We start from the raw sequence: 24,944 nt of genomic DNA, 5'->3' as shown, positions 1-24,944 counted from the left end.
TAGCCGCCATAGTGCCCGGATACGGCGTCGCCGACGTCATCTACCAGGCTCTTGGCGGATGGTTCGGATTCGGCATGTACAGTTATGAAATGAAGCAGCCCATACAGGAATGGCTGGCGCACACGGCGCGCGCCGTTGCGTCGATTGGGCGGGGCCTGCTGAAGACCGTGCCCGGTCACGCGGAAGCAAGCACAGGCGTGCCTGTTTTCAGACACGGCAGCGGCTCCTCGGATGTGCTTCACGCAATCCTCAAGGAGTCGGACAGTTTCAAGCGCGTTTTTGGTCACAGCAAGGGCGCATTGGTGATCAGCAACGCGATGCTCGATCTGCCTGCGGAGAAAACGAGAAACATCGAGGTCGTCACTTTCGGCTGTCCGGTAGATGAAAGCACGCCATCAGCCGGATATGAGCAATTTCTCGGCGTGTGGGATTGGCTCGGGAGCCTGAACGCATGGGGTAACAAAGCAGAACACCATCCGTGGACCAGCCACAGCACCAACACTGGCTGGCCCTTGTCGATGGAGATAGCGCAACTCAGTCACGACCTTCAGAAAATGAGCAAACCACAGCGCGAGGATCCTGTTTCGCAAGCTTTTCCGGGTTAGCGATGCCGGCATCGGAACGCACCGACTGGTCCGCCGCCAGATAACAGAGGTCTAGGAACCATCCAGCCCCGCCGCCCCCGTCTGATCATGCATCAACTCCCCCGCTACCTCCCGCAAACACGCATAGAACAACTGCGCCGCAGGCAAACTCGAATCACCGCGCCAATACGCAACAATCTCACCCAACGGTTCCAGCGGCGGCAACGGCAGCACGCGCATGCCACCGCGCATCACGTGAGGCCGGGCAATCGACATCGGCAGGATCGACACGAAATCGCCGCTGCGTATCAACGCGATATTCAACGCCAGTGCACTCGATTCGACCGCCCCGCCGCCCACCGCAATATCGTTCGCGCCGAGCGTCTCGATCAGCGTCGCGTACGCGGGGGAGCCATGCATCGGCGTGATCCAGCGGGACGCGCGCAGATCGGCCCACGTCACCTGACGGTCGGGATCGCCGAGCGGATGATGCGCACCGACCACGAACACGAAAGGCTCGCGATGGACGATCTCCTGCCGTAGCGTCGTCTGCGTTGCGGGAATGCGGTTGCGGCCAAGAGCGAGATCGAGGTCGCCGTCATCGAGCATCTTGATCAGGCGGTCGAGCGTCGCCTCCGCGAACGATAGCGAAGCCGACGGCGCGCGACGCATGAACAGTTGCACCGAATTCGCGATCAGCGGTTCGGGAATCGTCACCACCGCGCCGACCCGCACATGACCGCCGGTGCCGGACGCGAGCGCGCTGACATCGCGTCGCGCGAGTTCGATATGGCGCAACACTTCGCGCCCGCATGCAACGATCACCTGGCCGATCCCGGTCAACTCCAGCGCATTACCGACCCGGTTCACCACCGGCACGCCGAGGGCATCTTCGATCTCCGCGATCTGTTTCGAAATGGCCGGCTGCGTGACATGGAACGCAGCCGCCACACGCGTAACCTGGCCAAGCTCAGCAAGGCCCACGAGGATACGCAGATGCGGCAGCTTGAGTCCGCTGCGAAAGAAACGCTCAATCGGATCACTGTTCTGCATGGCAAGGGTTTTCCCGGAAACATGGATCGGCATAACTATTCAGTTATAACTTTCGCCGAAATCGTGATTTGCGGCAACGCCCGCGACGCGACTACCCTTTCGACACTGCCACTAGAAGGCAGCGGTCCGCAGCACGGGCAAACACAAACGATGAGACAGCGCGCTGACGGCGCGCACTGGAGACAGACCATGAGCGTCCCTTCATACGGACCCGAATCCGGCAGCGCGGCCGATCCTCACAACGCTGCGCTCTACGCCAAACTCACGCGGCGCATCGTGCCGTTTCTGTTTCTGGCATTCGTCGTCGCGTATATCGACCGCGTGAACGTCAGCTTCGCAAAACTGCAGATGCTGAGCGACCTGTCGCTGAGCGAAACGGTGTACGGCGCGGGCGCGGGGATTTTCTTCGTCGGCTATTTCTTCTTCGAAGTGCCGAGCAATCTGATCCTGAACCGGGTCGGCGCGCGCCGCTGGATCGCGCGGATCATGGTCACGTGGGCGATCGTGTCGGCCCTGACGATGTTCGTCAGCGGCCCGACATCGTTCTACGTCATGCGCTTTCTGCTCGGCGTCGCCGAAGCGGGATTTTTCCCCGGCATTCTGCTGTACCTGTCCAACTGGTTTCCGTCGACGCGGCGCTCGCAGATCATCGCGCTTTTCATGACCGCGATTCCGGTGTCCGGCGCGATCGGCGGCCCGTTGTCGGGCTGGCTGATGGCGCATTTCGCGGGCACCTACGGTCTTGCCGGATGGCGCTGGCTGTTCGTGGTCGAAGGCCTCGGTTCGCTAGCGGTCGGCATTGCCGCATTCTTCGTACTGCACGACCGGATCGACAACGTGCGCTGGCTGAACGCCGACGAAAAATCGCGCCTTGCCGCCGATCTCGCCCGCGACGCGAGCACGCGCACCGAAACCTCGGCGCGCGGCGCCTTCGCCAGCAAGCGCGTGTGGTTGCTCGGGCTGCTGTACTTCTGCATCGCAATGGGCAATTACGGTCTCGCGTTCTGGGTGCCGACCATCATCAAGGCGAGCGGCGTTGCCAGCGTGAGCAACATTGGCTGGCTGTCGGCGGTGCCGTCGCTGATCAGCGCGGTCGCGATGGTGCTGATCGCGCGTCACGCGGACCGTCACGACGAACGCCGCGTACATGTCGCGGTCTGCTGCGCGATCGGCGCGCTCGGTTTGCTGGCGTCGGTGCTGTTTGCGTCGAACGTCGCAGTGTCGATCGCGGCGCTGATCATCGCGGCTATCGGCATCAATTCGATCGCGCCGGTGTTCTGGGGCATTCCGACCGCCCTGCTCGGCGGCGCGGGCGCGGCGGCGGGCATCGCCGTGATCAATTGCACCGGCAACCTGGCCGGCTTCGTGAGTCCGTTCATCGTCGGGCGGCTGTCCGATCTGAGCGGCGGCAAGCTGTTGCCGGGCATGCTCGCCATCGCCGTAGCGCTGTTGATCGGCGCGGCGATCGTGCTGCGCATGCCACTCAGGCGCGCTTCCGCTTCTGCGGCGAGCGCGCCTAACTCCAGCATTCCACAGAGGACTTGAATATGACGCAATCGAGCAGCCCCGTCTGCGTGGTGACGGGCTCGGCTTCGGGTATCGGCGCGGCGACCGCGCTGCGCTTCGCGCAGGCGGGCTGGTCGGTGGCGCTAGGCAATTTCGACGACAGCACGCGCGAAGCCGCGCTGGCAGTCGAAGCGGCCTGCCGGGACGCCGGCGCGCACACGCTGATATTCGACGCGGATGTCGGCAACGACGCGCACTGCCGCCGCGCGATGGATACCGTGGCGAGCCGCTGGCAACGCGTCGACGCGCTGATCAATTGCGCGGGCACGACCCGCGTGATTGCGCACAACGCCTTCGACGAAATCGACGATGTCGAGTTCGAACGCGTGTACCGCGTGAACCTGATCGGGCTGTATCAGATGACCCGCGCAGCCGTGCCGCTGCTGCGCGAATCGGCCGGTATATCGACGGTGAAACGCAGTACCAGCGTGGTCAATATTTCGTCGCTGGCGGGCCTGAACGGCACCGGGTCGTCGATTGCATATGCGGCGTCGAAGGGCGCGGTGAATACGCTGACGCTCTCGCTCGCGCGCAGTCTCGCGCCGCATGTCCGCGTCAACGCGATCGCGCCCGGCATGGTCGACGACGGGCTGCTGCTGCACGTGCTCGACCCGCAAGCCTATGACGGCGTGCTCGCCAGAATGACCGCACAGGCGCCGCTCAAACGGGTGTCGATGCCGGCCGAAGTCGCCGACCTCGCGTGGTTTCTGTCGACGCAGGCACCGGCAATGACCGGCCAGGTGATCGCCGCGGAAAACGGCTTGCTGCTGAACGGCGGCTGAACGGCGGCTGAACGACGACTGAGCGGCGGCTGAGCGGCAGTCAACGGCGCGCGCGGTGGACCAAACCATCGCCGCAGCACTGCATGAGTTTCAAAAGAAAACGGACTTTCCCACATGACCAATCTGCACAAACATCGCTCGCGCAGGGTGACCGACGGCGTCACGCGGGCGCCGCATCGCGCGTTCCTGCGCGCCACCGGTCTCGACGACGAATCGATGCAAAAGCCGTTCGTCGCAATCGTCGATACGTTCGGCGAGAACACGCCGTGTTCGATGTCGCTGAACCAGGTCTCCGACAACGCGCGGCTCGGCATTGCCGCGGGCGGCGGCGTGCCGATCCGCGGTTCGGCGATCTCGGTGTCGGACGGCACGTCGATGAATCATTCGGGCATGAGGATGAGCCTCGTGTCGCGCGAAGTGGTGGCGGACAGCGTCGAACTGTTCGTGCGCGCGCACAGCTACGATGCGTTGATCGGCGTCGCCGGTTGCGACAAGACCTTGCCCGGCATCCTGATGGGCATGGTGCGCGTCAACGTGCCCGGCGTGTTCCTGTTCGGCGGCGCGATGCTGCCCGGCGTCGCGCCCGGCCAACTGCCCGGCGGTGCAGGTCACGGCCTGCGCCGCCAGGCGACGATTCTCAGCACGATCGAAGCGGTCGGCACCGCGCAGCGCGGCGACATTAGCCGCGCGCAACTCGACGCGATCGAAAAGCAATGCACGCCGACCGCCGGCTCGTGTCCCGGCCAGTTCACCGCGAATACGATGGCGATGGTCGCGGAAACGCTCGGCCTCGCGCCGCTCGGCTCCGCGATGGTGCCGGCCGTCTACAGCGAACGGATTGCGATTGCGCGTCGCGCGGGCGAAACGGTGATGCGCATCCTCAAACAGGGCGGCCCGTTGCCGCGCGACCTCGTCACGCTGGAAAGCCTCGAAAACGCCTGCGCGGCGGTCGCGGCAACCGGCGGTTCGACCAACGCCGCGCTGCATATTCCGGCAATCGCGAACGAAGCCGGCATCCGTTTCACGCTGGACGACGTGCAGCGCGTGTTCGCGAAGATTCCGCTGATCGGCGATCTGCAACCGGGCGGCCGCTATCTCGCACAGGATCTGCACCATGCGGGCGGCGTGCCGGCCGTGCTGAATGCGCTGCTGGAAGGCGGTTTTCTGCATGGCGACGCACCCGCGCTCGGCGGCGGCACGCTGGCCGAGGCACTGAATGCGTACGACGGACCGGACGGTACGGTGGTGCGTCCGTGCAGCGAACCGCTCGGCGAGAACGGCGGCCTCGTGATCCTGCGTGGCAATCTCGCGCCGGACGGCGCATGCCTGAAGATCGCCGGATTGAAGTCGCTGACGTTCACGGGCGCGGTGCGAATTTTCGAGTGCGAAGAGGATTGCATGGCGGTGGTCGCGGCGCGCGATTATCGCGAGGGCGACGTATTGGTGATCCGCAACGAAGGCCCGAAAGGCGGTCCCGGCATGCGCGAAATGTTGAGCGTCACGGCGGCAATCTACGGTCAGGGCATGGGCGAAAAAGTGGCGCTGTTGACCGACGGCCGTTTCTCGGGCGCGACACGCGGCATGTGCATCGGCTACGTGGGGCCGGAGGCGGCAGCCGGCGGACCGATCGGCCTGTTGCGCAACGGTGATCGCGTGCATATCGACGCGCGCGAAGGCATTCTGCGCGTCGATCTGTCCGACGACGAACTCGCCCGGCGCCGCGCCGGCGCGCCCGCGCGCCCGCCGCGCAGGCTCGCCGGCGTGCTCGAAAAATACGAAGCACTGGTGCGGCCCGCGCATCTCGGCGCGGTCACGCATTCGGGCAATGTCGAATGGCCGTACGATGCGCCGACGCCCGGCGACGACGGAGCCGCCGAATGACGCGCGCCCTTCTCGGCTTTTGCGGACTCGGCAAGATGGGCGCGCCGATGGCGCAACGTCTCGCCAATGCCGGTCATCCGCTGCGGGTATGGAATCGTTCCGGCGACAAGGCCGAGGCATTGCAGGCATCGGCGGGAAATTGCATTGCGTGCGATTCGCCGGCGAACCTCGCTGCCGGCGCCGAAATCGTCATGCTCTGTCTCGCGGATGCGGCGGCGGTCGAAACGGTCGCGTTCGGTGCCGACGGCCTCACGCGCCTGGCGCGCCCAGGCACCACACTGGTCGATCATTCGACCCTCGCGCCGTCGCAAACCCGATTGTTCGCACAACGCTGGCACGAGCGAACCGGCGGCAGATGGATCGACGCCCCGGTGTCGGGCGGTACGGCCGGCGCGGCGGCAGGCACGCTTGCGATCATGGCGGGCGGCGACGCGGCGCTGATCGACACGCTGACGCCGGTCCTACGCGCGTACGCCGCGCGCGTCACGCGCATGGGCGACAGCGGTGCGGGGCAGTCCACCAAACTCGCCAACCAGACCATCGTGATGACGACCATTGCCGCGCTTGCCGAAGCGACGCGGCTGGCACGCCACGCGGGGATCGACGCGACGCGGATTCCCGCGGCGCTCGAAGGCGGCTGGGCGGATTCCGTGCTGCTGCAAACGCTGATGCCGCGCATGATCGCGCCACCCGCGCACGCGTCCGGCACGATTCGCACGATGCTCAAAGACCTCGATGCGGTCGAGTCGCTCGCGCGAGAAAGCGGTGCGGCGATGCCGGTCGCGTCGCTGGTGCGGCGCTGGTTGAGCGAGGCGGTCGCGCAGGGTCTCGGCGACGCCGATATCTCGCAGATCGTGACGGTCGAAATGCACATGGCCGATGTCGAATGAGCTAACGTAGCCCGATTTTGCAAGAACACCGGCCGTCGCTGCATGGCGGACGCGCCGGAACGACAGATAAGCCATGCGCCAGGAGACATGATGCAAAACCTCGAATCGGCGAACGCGCGCGATGCGTCGTTCGACAGCCTGACCCGCAGCCAGTGGCGGCTGATCATTCTGGCGAGTCTCGGCGGCGCGCTGGAGTTTTACGACTTCGTTGTCTACGGCGTGTTCGCGCAATTCATCGGCCGCGCGTTTTTTTCGATGCTCGATCCGATGATGGCGCTGGTGCTGTCGTTCGCGGTGTTCGCAATCGGCTATCTGTCCCGGCCGCTCGGCGGCGCGGTGCTCAGCTGGTTCGGCGATCGCTATGGGCGGCGCCGCGTGTTCATCGTCTCGGTGATCGTCGTATCGCTATCGACGATCGGCATGGGGCTCGTGCCGACCTACGCCAGTTGGGGCCTCGCCGCGACCTTCACGATGATCCTGCTGCGGTTGGTGCAAGGCTTCTGTTTGGGCGGCGAGTTGCCCGGCTCGATCACCTATGTGGTCGAAACCGTGCCGCGTCGCGCGGGGTTCGTCTGCGGGATCGTGTTCTTCTGCGTGAACTCGGGTGTGCTGCTCGCCGCAGCGGTGAACCTCGGCGTGCACGCGGTGCTGACACCGGACGACGTCGCTGCTTACGGCTGGCGCTTCGCGTTTATCTTCGGCGGCGTGATCGGGCTGCTCGGTTTCTGGCTGCGTCGCAAGCTCGAAGAGACGCCGGAATTCGCGCATATGAAGCATATCGCCTCGAAGCATCCATTTGCCGAACTGATGCAGGAGCACTGGCGGCCGGTATTGCTCGGCATTCTGACGACAGCCGCGACAGCGGGCTACAACGGTCTGCTGTTCGCGCATATGCCTGCGTATCTGGACAAGGTGCTGCACTATGATCCGCACGAGGTCGCGCTCGGGCAGAACGTGGCGCTCGCCACCGCATCGATCGGCATCCTGATCATCGGTCGGATCGGCGACAGCATGCCGCGCCGTCATCTGATGCGCGCGGGCGCGCTGCTGCTGATCGTGCTGACAATGCCGTTCTATCACGCCGCGGTCAGCCACCGGATGGATCTGATCGTGCTGATGCTGCTCGGCGGCTTGGGCGCGGCGCTGATCAACGGCACCTTTGCGTGCATCATCGCGGATATGTTTCCCACGCGCGTGCGCTTTAGCGGCGTTGCGCTCGCGTTCAACCTGAGCTTTACCATTTTCAGCGGCACCGCGCCGCTGATCGGCACATGGTTGATCGCGCGCACGGGCAATCTCGCGGCGCCCGGCTATTTCATGGTCGCGTGCGCGGTGTTGACGTTCGTTGCCACCTTCGGTCTGAAAGCGTTGAGTGGGAAAATTGCGGCATTGCCCGCGGCGGCGTGAGCTTTGAGGGCGAACAGGTGGGACTTCGCGCTCTCATGCGTCGGTCATGGAATAGCGAGGCAAATTAAGGCGGAAACATCCTTTGCGCGTCGCCCGGCGCAAGCCCTCCGCAATTGTCCTTCACATCGCGGGTCCAGATTTCCGGCTTTCACGGCGGTGAACGCGAGCGTTGCCGCGCCCGGCAGATTGCGCAGTTCATGTGCAAAAAATCCACGCCGTTCGTTCATCTCCGCAGTCTGCTTGCCTGCGAGGATGAAGTCGCGCTAATTCTCGCACGCTTTCAGGCATGCGAGGCCACGCCCAGCACCAGTCCGTGGCGACGCGTGTTCCGAAGTCGTCGTGTGCGATGGCCCGCACCGGGGTCACGCAAGGCGGAGTGCTGCGTGACTCTTCTTATTTACGCATCCCGGGGTTTCATTTTCGCAGCGAGCAGACCTTTCAACGCCTCGATATCCACCGGCTTGACCAGGTGGTGATCAAATCCCGCCGCTGCGGATCTGAGTTGGTCGCCCGGCTGCCCGTAGCCGGTGACGGCTATCAACAGCGTGTCTCGCGTCGCGGCAGACCCGCGTAATTTCTGCGCGACCTCATAGCCGTCCATTCCGGGCAATCCAATATCGAGGAGCACGACGTCCGGCCTGAAAGTGGCGGAGGCTTCGAGCCCCTGCTGGCCATCCAGCCGTGTCGCCACCACGTGCCCTTCGCTCGCCAGAATCATGGCCAGCGCCTCGCTGGCGTCGGCGTTATCGTCGATGATGAGGATCCTGCGGGGGAGCGCCTTGACCGGATTCTGCGGTGAACCGGCCTGGTCCGGGCCGGGCGGGATCAAGCCCAGCGGAAGATCGACGATGAACTCGCTGCCTGTCTTGCCGTCACTGACAGCCTCGACCGACCCGCCATGCAACTCGACCAGCCGCCGGACCACGGACAGGCCTACCCCGAGCCCGTTATGAAGCTGGCCGTAGGGCAACGGACCCTGGACGAACATGTCAAAAAGCGTGTTGAGCATCGAAGGGGCGATCCCCGCGCCGTTATCCTTGACTCGAAGCGAAAGCCGACGGCCGTTTTTTGTCGCGGTGAGATCGATTTTCCCGCCAGGCTCCGTGTACTTGGCCGCGTTGATCACGATGTTCTCAATGACCTGCGATAGCCTCGTGGGGTCGACATACATCAGCACCGGCTCTTCCGGCAGCGCAACCGACAAGGTGTGATGCCGTTCTTCGACAATCGGCCGGCAAACCTCGAGCGCGCTCTGGACGACCGTTTCCAGCGTCACTGCCTGGCGATTCAGCTTGATGCTGCCGCTCGTAATGCGCGTGAGATCCAGCATTTCGTTGACCAGTTGGGTCATTGCCCGACCTTGCCGCTGTATGACGCCGACAGCCCAGGCTTTCTGGCGCACATCGACGGTTTCCGAGGCGAGCAGGTCGCCGGCTGAACACAGCGCGGCAAGCGGATTGCGCAGTTCGTGGCCAAGCATGGCCAGGAATTCGTTCTTGCGCCGGTCGGCCTGTGCCAGACGTTCGGCGCGCTCCCGAAGCTGGGTGTTACTCAGACTGCGATCGGTGAGTTCGCGCTCGGTCGTGGCAATAGCCACGGCGTGACCCTGATCGTCCGAGAGAATCGACAGAGTGATCCAGATGTCGAGCACGCGACCGCTTTTAGTGACCCGCTGGGTTTCATAGGAATGCAGCGCCTCGTTGTGCTCGGCGTAGCGGATGAAATCGAGGTGATCCTGTCTGGCGCCCGGCGGCAGCATATCGGACACCGTCATGCATAAAGCTTCGGCCTCCGTATAGCCGTAAATCGCGGTCGCGGCCCGGTTCCAGGCAATCAGGCGGCCACTCAGATCGAACACCGTCATGGCGTCGTTCGAATCCTGGACGACCGCGGCGAGGCGCCGGGACCGTTCGTCGGAGGCCTTCACATGGGTAATGTCGTTCCACGTCACCACCACCCCCGCGGGCGGTGTTCCCTGAACCGCGATATACGGCGTGATACGTCGAACGTACCACTCTCCCGTCAACGTCTGGATTTCCTTTTCGGCCTGGCCGGTCTGCGCCGACACTACCCGCTGGACATCCTCCAGCAGGGCGTCGCCCAGCGGATTGCCGAGAACATTCGTGATCGGGCGGTCAATGTCGGCTAACGCCAGACCGAAGATCCGCGCCGCACTCGGAGTAAAACGTTTGATCACCGCGTGCCGGTCGAGCAGCAACGTGGCGATTTCAGTGCTGGCCAGAAGGTTCGTCACGTCTTCGCTGAGCACCTCCAACTGGCGGACCTTCTGCCCGAGTTGGGAGTTGACCAGATTCAACTGCTCGTTGAGCGCCTGCAGTTCTTCTTTCGATGTCTCGAGCTCCTCGTTGGCCGAGCGCAGTTCCTCGTTCATTGAAAGGATTTCTTCGTTCGACACCCGCAATTCGCTATTGCTTTCTTCCAGTTCCTCGATCGTGCTGCCAAGCTCGACTTGCGTGGTGCGAAGTTCGCTCTCCAAGTGCCAGAGATCGGAGTCCACACCGGTTGGCGCCAGCGAGGCAGGCCGCTCGGCCACCGGAGCCCGCGCGAAGATGACGAGCAATGCCTTGCCCGTGTGCGCCGTGTCGAATGGCCGGGTCACCGTGATCTTCACCGCGGGCGCGCCACCGTCCGATACGACTTCACTGACCGGCGCGGCGGCCTCGTCCTGGGTCGCGCGGCGCAACACGATCCTCAGCTTCAGACGCAGCCCTTCGCGCGCCATGTCGAGAATGTTGCCTGTCGGCTCGCCAGTGGGTTGTCTGAGGTACTCGTCGGTCGAACCGCTCGCATAGAGCACCTGGTGCGCGGCATTGATCAGCACTGATGCCGCGTGGTGCTCTTCGAGCAGCGTGTTGTTGACCAGTTCCGCGTAGCCCTTGCTACGGTTGCCGCCACGACTCGCGGAGGGGAACTCCTCCCGCCTTCCCCCTGGTGCGGAGAACCGGTAGCCGGACACGACCGCGGTGGTGACCGGACTGCGCTGGTAGATGCGCCAGGCCCTGGAGACTTCCTGAAACTGGCCGGAGTCCGGATCGGTACTTTCCGATCGGCCCAGAAACAGATAGCGCTTCGGGTTGAGCGCAAAATGAAACACCTCGAACACGCGCTGCTGCGCCTCGGGTTCGAGGTAGATCAGCAGATTGCGGCAGCTGATCAGGTCGACCCGGGAAAACGGTGGATCGGCAATCAGGTTCTGCGGTGTGAACAGGATCGTTTCGCGCAGCGCCTGGTCGATCTGATAATCATTGCCGTGTGGGCGAAAAAAGCGCTCGAGCCGTTCTTCACCAACAGGCAACGCGACACCCGGTGGATAGATTCCCTGGCGGGCACGCGCGAGGGCTACCCGGTTCACGTCGGACGCGAGAATCATGAATGACCGGGTGAGCTTACGTTTCTCGATCTGCTCCGTGAGCAGCATGCCCATCGAATAGGCCTCTTCCCCCGTCGCGCATCCGGGCACCCAGACCCGCAGGGGCTGATCGCCTCCCGGCTCGTCGAGAAGCGGGCCGAGGACGCGTTCAGCAAGAGCACGCCAAGCCTCCGGATCGCGAAAGAATTCCGTCACGCCGATCATCATGTCAAGACTCAGCGCCTGGGCTTCCTCGACCGAGGTTCTCAATACTGCGCAATACGCGTCGAGGCTGTCCACCTGATTGACCGTCATGCGCCGGGCAATACGGCGCTCGAGCGTCCCCCGTTTGTAGCCCCTGAAATCGGAGCCGGCTGCGGCCAGTGCCCTGAGCACCGGCTCCAGGTCGACCATTGCCCCGGATTTGCCGGACACCGGCAACATTCCCTCGCTGGAGCGCGCGATGTAATCGAACAGCACAGCGGGCATTTTTTCGATCGGCAGCACGTAGTCGACCAGTCCCGTCGCGACCGCATGCGCCGGCATCGAATCGTGTTCGGCCGTATCGGGCGCCTGCGCCATCACCATTCCGCCTGCGGCCTTGATGGCTCTCAGGCCTGCCGAACCGTCCGCGTTCGCGCCCGTGAGCACGATCCCGATCGCGCGATCGTGTTGGTCCGCAGCCAGCGAAGTGAAGAACTCGTCGATCGGCATCGGAATGGTGGGACGCTCGACCGCGGGCCGCAGCCTGAACATGGCCTGCTCGATCACGACGGATACTTTCGGCGGGATAACATAGACATGGCCCGCGCGCAGCGTGACGCCGTCCTCGATGGCCGATACGGTCAGAGAGGTGTCTTTGGCCAGCAGTTCCGGAAGGTGGCTTTCGGCGCCGGGCGCGAGGTGGACCACGATGGCGAAGGCAATATCGTGAGGGATGGTAGACGCCGCACGAAAAAACAGGCTCAACGCATGAAGAGCGCCGGCTGATGCGCCGATGGCGACGATGCGTGGAACAGTAGCAGCCCCAAGTGTCGGAGAAATATTATTGGCATCATTCATGACACGTCGCTTTAGACTGCTGAAGCGTCAGTGTAGCCGGTTACGGCTGGCGGCTGGAAGAAAGTCAGGCACGCGGGCGTCGTGCCAGGACGCTTTTACAAGGCCGGCGCATGAAAAAAACGGGCTTGACGCAAGTCAAACCCGCCGCCATTCCCGCGACGCACCATGTTGCATGCTTCGGCTGCTTTGTGCCGTGGATCACCAACATGAACAGGTCGGAAAAAGCGATGTGGCCGCGAGGCCCTGCGCAGGGGATGCCTTAATGTTGAAGGAAGACCATCGGAGCAGCAATCACCTTCTCGCGGTGTTGCCCCAGGCAGAGTGGACGCGCCTCGCCCCTCACCTGGTGCCGGTAGATCTGGCGTTGGGGCAGGTCGTGTATGAGTCGGGCGACCGGCTCGATCACGTTTATTTTCCGTCGACCGCTATCGTCTCGCTGCTCTATGTGATGAAGGACGGCGCGTCCGCGGAGATTGCGATCGTGGGCAACGAAGGGTTGGTTGGCATTGCGCTTTTCATGGGTGGCGAAACCATGCCGAACCGGGCGGTCGTACAAAGCGCGGGGCGCGCGTACCGGCTGGAGGCCCGTTTTCTGAAAGAGGAATTCCATCGCGCCGGCCCCGTGCAGCGACTGCTGCTGCGCTACACCCAGGCATTGATCACGCAGATGGCCCAGACCGTGGTTTGCAACCGGCACCACTCGATCGACCAGCAGCTGTGCCGGTGGCTGCTGCTCAGCCTCGACCGTCTGCCGTCGAACGAGTTGAACATGACGCAGGAACTGATCGCCAACATGCTGGGCGTACGCCGGGCCGGCGTCACAGAAGCGGCGGTCAAGCTGCAGGACGCGGGGCTGATCCGTTACAGCTATGGGCATATCGAGGTGCTGGATCGGGCAGGACTCGAAAAACGCGTGTGCGAATGCTACGGCGTCGTGAAGCGTGAATGCGACCGGCTGTTACCCGACATCCCGGCATCATAGGCGAATCGCAGGCTGGTGGGCGAGCGCCCTGCCCTTGGGAGCGGACCGTCCGCGGTACGCCACCGTACCGACTTCCGTGCCGGTCGCGCGCAACGTGTGGTGCATATGCGATGGTTCTGTCTACGCGAACTTTTCTGACATGCGTCGAGAACGTCAATCCTTGACGGACTTCCGCGACGAAATCAATATCCGGATGAGGCACTTCCATGAATGCGGTTTTCCCTTTGTTTTACTTCATGCTCTTCGTGACAGGCCTTGCCTTCAATGAGTTCATGAACGCAGCCAGGGCTCGCCCGGTTCCCGTCATGGCGAGTTTTCCGCGCGGCGTGCGCGCTGCGTCGAGGTTTCCTTTGCGGTTTTGAGCGGCTTCTTCGCTGACAGATGGCGCAAATTTCGCGGGACCGAACTTTTCCGAAGCGTCTCGACTTTGCCGATCAGGGTGATACCGCGATGAATATCAGTTCTCTTGCCGGCAAGCCGCTCCCACCGGCGATGCTGGTCAACGTGCCGCGCCTCGTCACGAGCTATTACACCGGGACGCCCGACCCGTCGCTCGCCGCCGAACGCGTTAAATTCGGTACTTCGGGACACCGCGGATCTTCGTTCCAGCGCAGCTTCAACGAGTGGCATGTGCTCGCGATTACACAAGCTATCTGCCGATACCGGAAATCACAGGGAATCGACGGACCGCTGTTTCTCGGTATCGACACACATGCATTGTCGGAGCCGGCCTCGACCAGTGCGCTCGAAGTGCTGGCGGCCAACGGCGTGGAGGTCATGATCGCGCCGGGTGGCGAATATACGCCCACCCCGGTCGTGTCGCATGCCATCCTGACATACAACCGCGGTCGTTCGTCAGGGCTGGCGGACGGTATCGTCATCACGCCTTCGCACAATCCGCCGGGTGACGGCGGCTTCAAATACAACCCGCCCAACGGCGGACCCGCGGACGAAACGGTGACAGGCTGGATCGAAGCCGCGGCGAACAGCCTGCTCGAGAACCGGCTCGACGGCGTCGTGCGCATGCCGCTCGCAAAGGCGCTGCGTGCATCGACCACTCACTATCACGACTTCCTCAGAATCTACGTCGCCGATCTCGACAGCGTCATCGACATGAGCGTGCTGCGCGGTGCGCCAATCCGCCTCGGCGTCGATCCGCTGGGCGGCGCAGGCGTGCACTATTGGGCCGCGATCGCGGAACGCTATCGCCTGAACCTCACGGTGATAGACGACGACGTCGATCCGACTTTCCGCTTCATGAGCGCGGATTGGGACGGGCAGATACGCATGGACCCGTCGTCGCCGTATGCGATGCAGACGTTGATCGGCAAGGCGGATCGCTTCGATACCGCGTTTGCATGCGATACCGATCACGACCGGCATGGCATCGTCACGCCCACGGCCGGGCTATTGCCGCCGAATCACTATCTCGCGGTCATGATCGACTATCTGTGCGCGCACCGTCCGGATTGGCCCGCGCATGCCGCCATCGGCAAGACAATGGTCAGCAGCCGGCTGATCGACCATGTGGCGGCAAAGCATGGCCGCGCGCTCTACGAAGTGCCGGTGGGTTTCAAATGGTTCGTGGGCGGCCTGCTCGACGGCTCGCTCGGTTTTGCCGGCGAGGAAAGCGCGGGCGCGACCTGTCTGAGGCTCGACGGCCGCGCCTGGACGACCGACAAGGACGGCATGGTGCCCGCGCTGCTATCGGCGGAGATCGCAACGCGCACCGGCCGCGATGTCGCGGAGCATTACCGTGCACTCGCCGAATGCCTCGGTGAGCCGCGCGAGCGTCGCGTGCAGGCAGCGGCGAGTGCGTCCCAACGCGCGCTGCTCGGGCAATTGTCGCCGTCGCAGTTCGCTCAGACCGAGCTTGCCGGCGAAAAAATCGATTCCGTGCTCGACCGCGCACCGGCCAACCAGGCGCCGCTGGGCGGCATCAAGGTGAGTACGAAGAGCGGCTGGTTCGCTGCGCGACCGTCGGGTACCGAGAATATCTACAAGATTTACGCCGAGAGTTTTCTTGGCGATGACCACCTGGCGCGCATTGTCGGCGAAGCGCAGACCATGGTCGACAACGCGCTGGCGGCGTCCGGCAGCGATGCCTGACAGCCGATCAGCGCCTTTTCGCGCGGCCTGCAGCAGCGCCGTTTGCGAGGGTAAGCGCAGGCGCGCCGGAATGCGGTACGACAGCGTACAGACGCCCGCCTCCATTTGACCGCACTATCCGCGTACGCCCCCACTCACGTCGCATCGTCGCCGAAACCTCGTATCACGCTTCGGACGACACTTCGGGTGACACGCGTGTCGCGGCCGACTTCGACGGGGAGAGAACTATGACAAATGCAATCTGGGGCATCGTGATCGCAATGGCGCTGATGTTCGGCATTGCGTTCTATCGGTCCACTCATCAGCGCCAGCCTGCCGCGCATCCTCGCGGCTCGATCCGGCAGCAGACACAGACCGCTTGCGCGAGCGCTACGGTTTATAGGCCGAAGGCAGTCCGATGAGCGGCACGCGATGGTCCGATCGTATCCGCACGCTCAAAATAAGGCTTCTCGATGTCTGTTTTTTCACGCCGTCCAGGGAATCGCGACCTGCCTTCCCCGTGGGATAGTCACGAACCGATCCGTGAAGAACTATTCGGCGAGGAACGGCTCGCTCAACATGCGCGCAGCCTCGCCGATGCACAGAATATTTCGCCCGGCGCACCGCGCGGCCGTTCGCTGACCAGCCGCCTGAAGGACAACGCCCACTACCTGATGCAGGCGTACAAGGCGACGCTCGCCGCCGCGGCCAACGACGAGGCCATCACGCCGGCGGCGGAATGGCTGCTCGACAACTACTACCTGGTCGACGAACAGATCGGTAAAATCCGCGACGATCTGCCGCCGAGCTATTACCGGCAATTGCCCAAGCTCAGCGGCGGGCCGTTCGCAGGCTACCCGCGCGTATTCGGCCTCGCGTGGGCGTTCGTTGCCCACACCGACAGCCGCTTCGATCCCGACCAGTTGTGCCGCTTCGTGCACGCCTATCAGACGGTTCAACCGTTGACGATCGGCGAACTGTGGGCCGTGGCGATCACGTTGCGCATCGTGCTGATCGAAAACCTTCGGCGTCTCGCGGACCAGATCGATCATGGCCGCACTGCGCGTCTCGATGCCGATGCAATGGCCGATCGTCTGCTCGGCGTGGGCGGGCGTGCGCCGGAACCGGCGACCGCACTGTTCGCGCAATTCGGCGGCTCGGCGTTGAGCGATAACTTTGCGGTGCAATTGATCCAGCGCCTGCACGATCACGACCCCGACGTGACGCCGGCCGTCGTGTGGCTGCATGAACGCCTTGCCGGGCAGCACACCACGCCCGACCGGATCGTGGCCGACGTACATCAGCAACAGGGCGCGGCCAGCGTGACCGTGCGCAACGTGATCACGAGCATGCGCCTGATCTCGGATGTCGACTGGACCGAACTGTTCGAACGGATCAGTCCCGTCGACGAGGTATTGCGCACGCATCCCATCTTCGTGCAGATGGACTTCGCGACGCGCAACCTCTATCGCGGTTCGATCGAGGTACTGGCGCGCGGCTCGCGTTTCACCGAACTCGACATCGCGCGGCGTGCCGTCGCGGCCGCCCAGATCGCCGCAGATCGCGCCGCACGCAATGCGGCCGGTCTCGCGAGCGAGGCGCCACCTCGCGAGGCTGATCCGGGCTACCACCTGCTGGCGGGCGGACGTGACGCGCTCGAAGCGTCGATCGGCTACCGGCCGCCCGTGTCCGTATGGCTGCACCGCTTCACCCGCCGCGCCGGGCTTGCCGGCTATCTCGGCCGCATCCTGTTGCTGGCCGCGTTATTGCTGGCCGGCATGGTCACATGGCTCGGCGGCCCGATGCGCTATCCAGGCATATGGATCTGGCTCGCGCTCGCCGGCCTGCTGCCCGCCGTGGATCTCGCGGTGGCAATCGTCAATCGCAGCGTGATGCGCAACGTCGGAGCAATCGTCCTGCCAGGGCTCGCGTTACGCGACGGTATCCCGGCAAGCCTGCGCACCGTGGTGGCCGTACCGACCTTGCTGACCACGCCCGACGCGTTGGCGGCGCAGATCGAGCGGCTCGAGATTCATCACCTGGCGAGCGCGGGCGGCGAGCTTTATTACGTGCTTCTTTCCGACTGGACCGACGCGCCGCATGCGCATGCCGAAGGCGACGACGCACTGCTGGCCGCGGCCGCCGCGGGCATCGCCGGGCTTAATCGCCGGCATCCCGGCACCGACGGACACGAGCGTTTCATGCTGCTGCACCGGCGGCGGCTATGGAACGCCGAAGAGGACCGGTGGATGGGTTGGGAACGCAAACGCGGCAAGCTGCACGAGTTGAACCGGCTGCTGCGCGGCGCGCCGGACACGTCGTTCATCGCGCCGCCCGGACAGACGCTCGCGACGCCGCCGAACGTGCGCTATGTCATCACGCTCGATGCCGACACGCGCCTGCCGCGCGACACGGTGCGCCGCCTGATCGGCAAGATGGCTCATCCGCTCAATCGTCCTGTATTCGATCCCGCGAGTCAGCGCATCGTCGAAGGCTATGGCGTGCTGCAGCCGCGCGTGACGCCTTCGCTGCCGGTCGGCGCGGAAGGCTCGCTGTTCCAGCGGGTGTCGTCGAGTCCGAGCGGAATCGATCCGTACGTCGCGGCGGTTTCGGATGTCTATCAGGATCTGTTCGACGAAGGGTCGTACGCGGGCAAGGGCATCTACGATATCGACGCCTTCGAGATTTCGCTCGCGGGCCGCGTGCCGGAAAACACGATGCTCAGCCATGATCTGTTCGAAGGCATCTTTGCACGGGCGGGACTCGCTTCGGATATCGAAGTGGTTGAAGAATTCCCCGCGCGTTACGACGTCTCCGAAGCGCGGCAGCATCGCTGGGCGCGCGGCGACTGGCAGTTGCTGCCGTGGCTCGTCAGTGTGCGGCGGCTCCCCGCGCGGGCGTTGCTGGCGACCGGCCGCTGGAAGATGCTGGACAATCTGCGCCGAACGCTGATAGCGCCGGCGGCCTTCATTGCATTACTCGCCGGGTGGACCCTGCCGTTCAGCGACGCGCTGCTCTGGACGTGCTTCGTGCTCGCAACCATTGCCGTGCCCGTGCTACTGCCCACGCTGAGCGCACTGGTGCCGCGCTGGCAGCGGGCACATGTGAAAATGACCGCGCGCAGCCTGCTCGGTGTGTGGCTGGCGGACCTGCGGCTTGCATTGGCGCGCTGCGCCATGTCGATCGCTTTTGTCGCGCAGCAAACCTGGTCCATGAGCGACGCGATCGGACGCACGCTGTTCCGCCTGCTGGTTACGCGCCGCCATCTGCTGGAATGGACCACCGCCGCCGAGGCAAGCGCGCGCGGACGTCTGACGCTGCCCAGTACCTATACGCGGATGTCCGGCGGGATTGCGCTGGCCCTCGCGGCAGGTCTGGCGATCCTGCTCGTGGCGACGCAAACCGGTAACCTCGGCGCATGGGTCGGCCTGCCTTTCGTCCTGTTGTGGCTCGCCTCGCCGTTGCTGGCCTACTGGTCGAGTCTGGCGCCGCACCCGGCCAGCGACCTCGACGTCAGCGCCGCGGACGCGCAACAACTGCGCCGCCATGCACGCCGTACGTGGCGCTATTTCGAAACCTTCGTCACGGCCGCCGACCAGATGCTGCCGCCGGACAATTTCCAGGAAGACCCGCGACCGGTCATCGCTCATCGAACCTCGCCCACCAATCTCGGGCTCTATCTGCTCGCGACGGTGAGCGCCCGCGAGTTCGGCTGGATCGGCACGCTCGACGCCGTCGAACGCCTCGAGGCGACGCTCGCCACGATGGAGCGTATGCCGCGTTATCGCGGGCATTTCTACAACTGGTACGACACCCAGGATTTGCGGCCGCTCGACCCGAAGTACGTTTCCTCCGTCGACAGCGGCAACCTTGCCGGCCATCTGATCGCACTGGGCAATGCATGCCGTGCGTGGTCGGCCCAGCCTGCAGATGCACAGAGCGCCGTTGCGTTCGCCGGCATCGACGACTGCCTTGCGCTACTGAGCGAAAGCGTATGCGGCGGGCGCGCCGATCCGCTGCGAGCCGCGACGCTTCGCGAGTTCGAACAGGCGGCGGCAGCGCTGCGAACGGCACTCGACGGCGTGAAAACCGCAGCGCCCGCCAACGGCACATTGGGCGCCGGGCCGGTCTGGCCGACCGTGGTACTACTCGCCGCCACGGTGACGAACGCCGCGCGCGCGCTCGTCGGAATCAAGCCGGCCGTATCCGGTCAACCCAACCAGGGCGGCCATGACCAGGACACGCTGTTCTGGTCGGACGCATTGGAGCGCACGCTTCGCGGTCATTGCCGGGATCTGGCGTGCGCGTCCGAAGGAGCGGTTGCGTTGCGCGAGCGCTTCGCGCGACTGATCGACGCCACGTTGCAGATGGCCTACGCAATGGAGTTCGGCTTTCTGCTCGACCCCCTGCGCAATTTGCTGTCGATCGGCTACGCGGTCGCCGACGGCAAGCTCGATCCGAGCAGCTACGATCTGCTGGCGTCGGAGGCGCGGCTCGCGAGCTTCGTCGCCATTGCGAAAGGCGATATTCCCGCGCGCCACTGGTTCCGGCTCGGACGCGTGGCGACGCCGGTTGCCGGCGGCGCCGCGCTGGTGTCGTGGTCCGGCTCCATGTTCGAATACCTGATGCCGTCGCTCGTCATGTGCGCGCCGGCCAACAGCCTGATCGCGCGGACCAACGCGCTGGTGGTGCGGCGGCAGATCGCCTATGGCTCGACGCTAGGCTCGCCGTGGGGCATCTCCGAATCGGCGTATAACGCGCGCGACCTCGAATTCACTTACCAGTATTCCAGCTTCGGCATTCCGGACCTCGGGCTCAAGCGCGGCCTCGGCAACAATGCCGTGATCGCGCCGTATGCGACTGCGTTGGCCGCGATGGTTTCGCCGGCGGCCGCCAGCCGCAATTTCGAGCGGCTGGCTACCGCAGGCGCGAACGGACGCTACGGCTTTTACGAGGCGCTGGACTATACGCCCGCCCGTGTACCGGAGGGACAGCCGGTCGCCATCGTGCGCGCCTTCATGGCGCACCATCAGGGCATGTCGATCGTGTCGATCGCCAATGCGCTGCTGGCGGGCCGCATCCGCCAGTTTTTCCATGCGGAACCGGCCGTTCAGGCGACCGAGCTGCTGCTCCAGGAGCGCATGCCGGGACGGGTCGCGGTGGCCCATTCGCGTGTCGACGAAGAGCGCGGCGCCGGCCGTCCGCGCGGTGTCGAACCGGCGGTGGCGCGGCATCTGCGGTCCGCGGACACGCCCACGCCGGCGACCCATCTGTTGAGCAACGGACGCTATGCGGTCATGCTGACCGCCGCCGGATCTGGTTACAGCCGCTGGGGCGAGCTGGCGATCACGCGCTGGCGCGAGGACGCCACCCGCGACGACTGGGGCAGCTACGTCTATTTGCGTGATACAGACAGCGGCAAATTCTGGTCGGCCACATGGCAACCCGCTGGCATGAGCCCGGATAGCTACGACGTGACGTTCACGGAAGACCGCGCCGAGTTCGTCCGGCTCGACGGTACGCTGACCACCTCGCTCGACGTGATGGTCTCCGCCGAAGACGACGCCGAGGTGCGCCGTGTGTCGGTGGCCAACGGTGGCGTGCACGCACGCACCATCGAATTCACGTCGTATGCGGAACTCGCGCTGGCGACCCAGGCCGCCGACCAGGCTCACCCGGCGTTCAGCAAACTGTTCGTCGAAACCGAGTATCTCCCCGAGATCAATGTCATTCTCGCGACCCGGCGCCGTCGCGCGCCCGACGAGCCGGAAGTGTGGGCCGCTCATCTCGCGGTGATCGACGGACATGCGCTCGGCGCCGTCGAGATCGAGACCGATCGCGCGCGCTTTGTCGGCCGCGGCCGGCAGGTTCGTTCGCCGCGCGGCCTGGTCGAGGCGCGGCCATTGAGCAATTCAGCGGGCGTCGTGCTCGATGCCGCATTCACGATACGCCGGCGGCTGACCATCGCGCCGGGCGCCACCGCGAGTGTCGCGTTCTGGACCATCGTGGCCGACTCCCGCGCCCGTTTGCTGGACCTGGTCGACAAGCATCGCGACGATGCGTCGTATGCGCGGGCGACCATGCTGGCGTGGACTCAGGCGCAGGTGCAACTGCGCCATAACGGCGTGACGGCGGACGAGGCCGTACAGTTCCAGCGCATGGCCAGCTACATGCTATACAGCGACCCGTCGATGCGACCGGCCTCGGCCGCCTTGCTGCGCGGCGCGGCGCAAGTGTCGGCGGCCGGCGGTACGGGCGCCGTCCCGCTGTGGAAGCATGGCGTATCGGGCGATTTGCCGATCCTGCTGGTGCGTATCGACGATATCGAGCACATGGCGCTGGTGCAGCAACTGGTGCATGCGCATGCCTATTGGCGCATGAAACGGTTCGCGGTCGATCTCGTCATCATCAACGAGCGCGCCGCTTCATACGTGCAGGATTTGCAGACCGCACTGGAAACGCTGGTGCGTTCGGGGCAGCGGTCCGCACCCGACGGCACCGCGCGCGGCGAAATCTTCGTACTGCGCGCAGACCTGATGTCGGCCGATTCCCGCGCGCTGTTTCCGGTTGTCGCCCGCGCGGTACTGGCGGCGCGCAATGGCCGTCTGGCGGATCAGTTAAAGCGTGTCGCGAGGCCGCCCACGAGCGCCTTGCCGCGACCGAAACGCACACCTGAGCCGACGCTCACGCAGATTCCGGAAAAAACCGTTCGCGTGGAAGCCGGGCTCGACTATTTCAACGGTCTGGGCGGTTTTGCCGATGACGGCCGCGAGTACGTCGTCGTGCTGGGGCCTGGCCAGTGCACGCCAATGCCGTGGGTCAACGTAATTGCCAATCGTCACTGCGGCTTTCTTGTGTCGGCGGAAGGCAGCGGCTACACATGGGCGTCGAATAGCCGCGAGCACCAGTTGACGGCATGGTCGAATGACCCGGTCAGCGACCCGGCTTCGGAAGCGTTCTATGTTCGCGACGACGACACGGGTGCGCTATTTGGCCCGCTTGCGAACCCTTTGCGCGACAACTCGCCCGCCGCGGCGCCGTATATCGCCCGTCACGGTCAGGGCTACAGCCGCTTCACGCACACCGCTCACGATATCGCACTCGAACTGCTGCAATTCGTGCCGCTCGATGACCCGCTGAAAATCTCCCGGATGACCTTGCGCAATCTATCCGGCAGAACCCGACGGCTTTCGGTGACGGCCTATGTGGAATGGGCGCTGGGGGCGTCGCGCAGCATCGCCGCGCCGCATACCGTCAGCGAAATCGACGCGGCCACCGGCGCGCTGTTCGCGCGCAACGACTGGTCGCAAACCTATCGCGGCCGCGTGGCCTTCGCCGATATGAACGGCGTGCAGACGTCGTGGAGCGCGGACCGGCGTGAATTCGTCGGTCGCAATGGCAACCTGAGCGAGCCCGCTGCGCTTTCCGGCAGCGCGGGCCACGCGACACTGTCGGGCAAGATCGGTGCGGGCCTCGATCCGTGCGCGGCACTCCTCACCACGATCGAACTCGAACCCGGCGAGGCGATGTCGGTGGTGTTTCTGCTGGGCGAATCGGACTCGGCCGACGCCGCGCGCCAGTTGATCGAGCGCTATCGCGCAGCGGATCTGGACGCCGTGCTCGCCACCGTAGCGGCGTTCTGGAACGACACGCTCGGCACCGTGCAGGTGAAAACGCCCGACCGTGAGATGGATCTGATGCTCAACCGTTGGCTGTTGTATCAGACGCTCGCCTGTCGCATCTGGGCGCGCGCGGGCTTCTATCAGGCAAGCGGCGCTTACGGCTTTCGCGATCAGTTGCAGGACGGCATGGCGCTCGCCGCCGTCCGTCCCGAGTTGACTCGCGAGCACCTGCTGCGAGCGGCGGGACGGCAATTCCGCGAGGGCGACGTGCAGCACTGGTGGCTGCCGCAAGGCGGCGACGGCGTGCGCACGCACATTTCCGACGACCGTGCGTGGCTGGCCTACTCAGTAGCGCAATACGTCGACGTGAGCGGAGACCGCGCGATTCTCGATGTCGACGTGCCCTTTCTCGAAGGACGCACACTCGGCCAGGACGAATACGATGCCTACTTCGTGCCGACGGTGTCGGACCTCGGCGCGACGCTGTTCGAGCACTGCGCGCTGGCGCTTGACCAGAGTCTCGAACTGTTCGGCGCCCACGGCCTGCCGTTGATGGGCACGGGCGACTGGAACGACGGCATGAACCGCGTGGGCGAAGCCGGGCGCGGCGAAAGTGTCTGGCTCGGCTGGTTTCTGATCGCGGCGTTGACGAATTTCGCGCCGCTGGCGCGCGAGCGAAACGACGACGCGCGGGCGGATCGCTGGACCGGGCGCGCCGCCGAACTGAAGATCGCGCTGGAAAACGCGGGCTGGGACGGCGCATGGTATCGGCGCGGCTATTTCGACGACGGCACGCCGCTCGGTTCGAGCAGCAACGACGAATGCTCGATCGACGCCATCGCGCAATCGTGGAGTGTCCTGTCGGGCGCGGCCGGTCCCGGGCGGGCCGAACAGGCGATGGCGGAACTCGACCGCCGCCTGATCCGCCGCGACGAGAGCCTCGCGCTGCTGTTCACGCCGCCCTTCGACCGCACGGTGCTCGACCCGGGCTATATCAAAGGTTATCCGCCGGGCGTGCGTGAAAATGGCGGCCAATATACTCATGCTGCAATGTGGTCGGTGCTGGCGTTCGCGCAGATGGGCGACGGCGACCGGGCCGCGGAGCTATTCGCGCTGCTGAATCCGGTGAATCGCGGCCGCACCCGGAGTGCCGTGAACCGCTACAAGGTCGAACCTTATGTGGTCGCCGCCGACGTGTATTCAGTCGCGCCGCACGTGGGTCGCGGCGGATGGACCTGGTACACGGGATCGGCCGGATGGATGTATCGCGCGGGTATGGAGGGCATTCTGGGAATTCGCAGACACGGCGACGTATTGTCGATTCAGCCGTGTGTGCCGGGAGCATGGCCCGGCTTCACCGCCGTTCTGCATTACGGCGCGAGCCGCTATGACATTGCCGTGCGAAACCCGCACGGGGTGAGCCGCGGTGTGATTGACGTGCTGGTGGACGGCGCTCAGCGGCAACCCGGTAATGTAGACGTGCGGCTCATCGACGACGGTGCAACGCATACCGTCACCGTCACCCTCGGCCGCACGGGGTCGGTTTTCAAGGTCTGACCAGGCCCGCAAATCTCACGTCGCCGTATGCTCAACGAGGCTCCCGAGCATCCGGCGAATCAGGATTGCATGTTTTTCACCGTATCATGACTGACCCATT

12 protein-coding genes are annotated in these 24,944 nt (G+C 64.7%); 10 read left to right on the top strand and 2 right to left on the bottom strand.

The window, feature by feature from the left end:
- Positions 1-74: 74 nt before the first annotated feature.
- Positions 75-605 (top strand): hypothetical protein, encoded by a 531-nt coding sequence (locus NE850_RS07565; RefSeq protein ID WP_310698590.1) that lies wholly within the window; start codon positions 75-77, stop codon positions 603-605.
- A 51-nt stretch (positions 606-656) separates the two neighbouring features.
- Here NE850_RS07565 and NE850_RS07560 read toward each other — a convergent pair whose 3' ends face one another.
- A complete protein-coding gene (locus tag NE850_RS07560) occupies positions 657-1,637 on the bottom strand; it encodes a LysR family transcriptional regulator (protein WP_007177176.1) in 981 nt (326 codons plus the stop codon).
- Positions 1,638-1,826: 189 nt separating this feature from the next.
- Between NE850_RS07560 and NE850_RS07555 the strand changes: the two genes are divergently transcribed.
- From NE850_RS07555 to NE850_RS07535, 5 genes are all read left to right on the top strand, one after another.
- The gene (locus NE850_RS07555) at positions 1,827-3,182 is read left to right on the top strand and encodes an MFS transporter (RefSeq protein ID WP_007177177.1); all 1,356 of its coding nucleotides are present in this window, start codon (positions 1,827-1,829) and stop codon (positions 3,180-3,182) included.
- 2 nt (positions 3,183-3,184) lie between these two features.
- Positions 3,185-3,985, top strand: coding sequence for an SDR family NAD(P)-dependent oxidoreductase (locus tag NE850_RS07550; RefSeq protein ID WP_007177178.1), 801 nt, complete (start codon positions 3,185-3,187; stop codon positions 3,983-3,985).
- A gap of 114 nt (positions 3,986-4,099) precedes the next feature.
- A complete protein-coding gene (ilvD, locus tag NE850_RS07545; RefSeq protein WP_007177179.1) occupies positions 4,100-5,866 on the top strand; it encodes a dihydroxy-acid dehydratase in 1,767 nt (588 codons plus the stop codon).
- A complete protein-coding gene (locus tag NE850_RS07540) occupies positions 5,863-6,756 on the top strand; it encodes an NAD(P)-dependent oxidoreductase (RefSeq protein ID WP_007177180.1) in 894 nt (297 codons plus the stop codon). The genes ilvD and NE850_RS07540 overlap by 4 nt, the downstream gene beginning before the upstream one ends.
- A 90-nt stretch (positions 6,757-6,846) precedes the next feature.
- On the top strand, positions 6,847-8,163 hold the full coding sequence (locus tag NE850_RS07535; RefSeq protein ID WP_007177181.1) for an MFS transporter: 1,317 nt from the start codon (positions 6,847-6,849) through the stop codon (positions 8,161-8,163).
- Between the two features lie 397 nt (positions 8,164-8,560).
- Here the strand turns inward: NE850_RS07535 and NE850_RS07530 are convergent, their stop codons facing one another.
- Entirely contained in the window at positions 8,561-12,595 is a 4,035-nt protein-coding gene (locus tag NE850_RS07530) for a chemotaxis protein CheB (RefSeq protein WP_310698589.1), read from the bottom strand.
- Between the two features lie 262 nt (positions 12,596-12,857).
- Here NE850_RS07530 and NE850_RS07525 point away from each other — a divergent pair, with 262 nt between their 5' ends.
- The 4 genes from NE850_RS07525 (at position 12,858) to NE850_RS07510 (ending at position 24,844) form a co-directional block, all read left to right on the top strand.
- Positions 12,858-13,577 (top strand): Crp/Fnr family transcriptional regulator, encoded by a 720-nt coding sequence (locus tag NE850_RS07525; RefSeq protein WP_007177184.1) that lies wholly within the window; start codon positions 12,858-12,860, stop codon positions 13,575-13,577.
- Positions 13,578-14,027: 450 nt separating this feature from the next.
- Positions 14,028-15,686 carry a phosphoglucomutase (alpha-D-glucose-1,6-bisphosphate-dependent) gene (pgm, locus tag NE850_RS07520; protein ID WP_007177186.1) on the top strand — a complete coding sequence of 553 codons (1,659 nt, stop codon included), beginning with the start codon at positions 14,028-14,030 and terminating at the stop codon, positions 15,684-15,686.
- Positions 15,687-15,913: 227 nt separating this feature from the next.
- Positions 15,914-16,087, top strand: a complete 174-nt coding sequence (locus tag NE850_RS07515) for a hypothetical protein (protein WP_310698588.1) — start codon at positions 15,914-15,916, stop codon at positions 16,085-16,087.
- A gap of 51 nt (positions 16,088-16,138) precedes the next feature.
- Positions 16,139-24,844, top strand: a complete 8,706-nt coding sequence (locus NE850_RS07510; RefSeq protein ID WP_310698587.1) for a GH36-type glycosyl hydrolase domain-containing protein — start codon at positions 16,139-16,141, stop codon at positions 24,842-24,844.
- Positions 24,845-24,944 lie beyond the last annotated feature (100 nt).

Origin of the sequence: Paraburkholderia sp. USG1, assembly GCF_031570135.1 — a bacterium.
GTDB lineage: Bacteria > Pseudomonadota > Gammaproteobacteria > Burkholderiales > Burkholderiaceae > Paraburkholderia > Paraburkholderia dioscoreae.
The sequence above is the reverse complement of the archived record's forward strand: the minus strand, read 5'-3'. Positions and strand labels throughout refer to the sequence as shown.

Coding starts and splice junctions, on each gene's coding strand:
- NE850_RS07555 (WP_007177177.1), top strand. CDS start 1,827: ATGAGCGTCCCTTCATACGGACCCGAATCCGGCAGCGCGGCCGATCCT.
- NE850_RS07540 (WP_007177180.1), top strand. CDS start 5,863: ATGACGCGCGCCCTTCTCGGCTTTTGCGGACTCGGCAAGATGGGCGCG.
- NE850_RS07510 (WP_310698587.1), top strand. CDS start 16,139: ATGTCTGTTTTTTCACGCCGTCCAGGGAATCGCGACCTGCCTTCCCCG.
- NE850_RS07525 (WP_007177184.1), top strand. CDS start 12,858: ATGTTGAAGGAAGACCATCGGAGCAGCAATCACCTTCTCGCGGTGTTG.
- pgm (WP_007177186.1), top strand. CDS start 14,028: ATGAATATCAGTTCTCTTGCCGGCAAGCCGCTCCCACCGGCGATGCTG.
- NE850_RS07560 (WP_007177176.1), bottom strand. CDS start 1,637: ATGCAGAACAGTGATCCGATTGAGCGTTTCTTTCGCAGCGGACTCAAG.
- NE850_RS07530 (WP_310698589.1), bottom strand. CDS start 12,595: ATGAATGATGCCAATAATATTTCTCCGACACTTGGGGCTGCTACTGTT.
- NE850_RS07535 (WP_007177181.1), top strand. CDS start 6,847: ATGCAAAACCTCGAATCGGCGAACGCGCGCGATGCGTCGTTCGACAGC.
- NE850_RS07550 (WP_007177178.1), top strand. CDS start 3,185: ATGACGCAATCGAGCAGCCCCGTCTGCGTGGTGACGGGCTCGGCTTCG.
- NE850_RS07515 (WP_310698588.1), top strand. CDS start 15,914: ATGACAAATGCAATCTGGGGCATCGTGATCGCAATGGCGCTGATGTTC.
- ilvD (WP_007177179.1), top strand. CDS start 4,100: ATGACCAATCTGCACAAACATCGCTCGCGCAGGGTGACCGACGGCGTC.
- NE850_RS07565 (WP_310698590.1), top strand. CDS start 75: ATGTACAGTTATGAAATGAAGCAGCCCATACAGGAATGGCTGGCGCAC.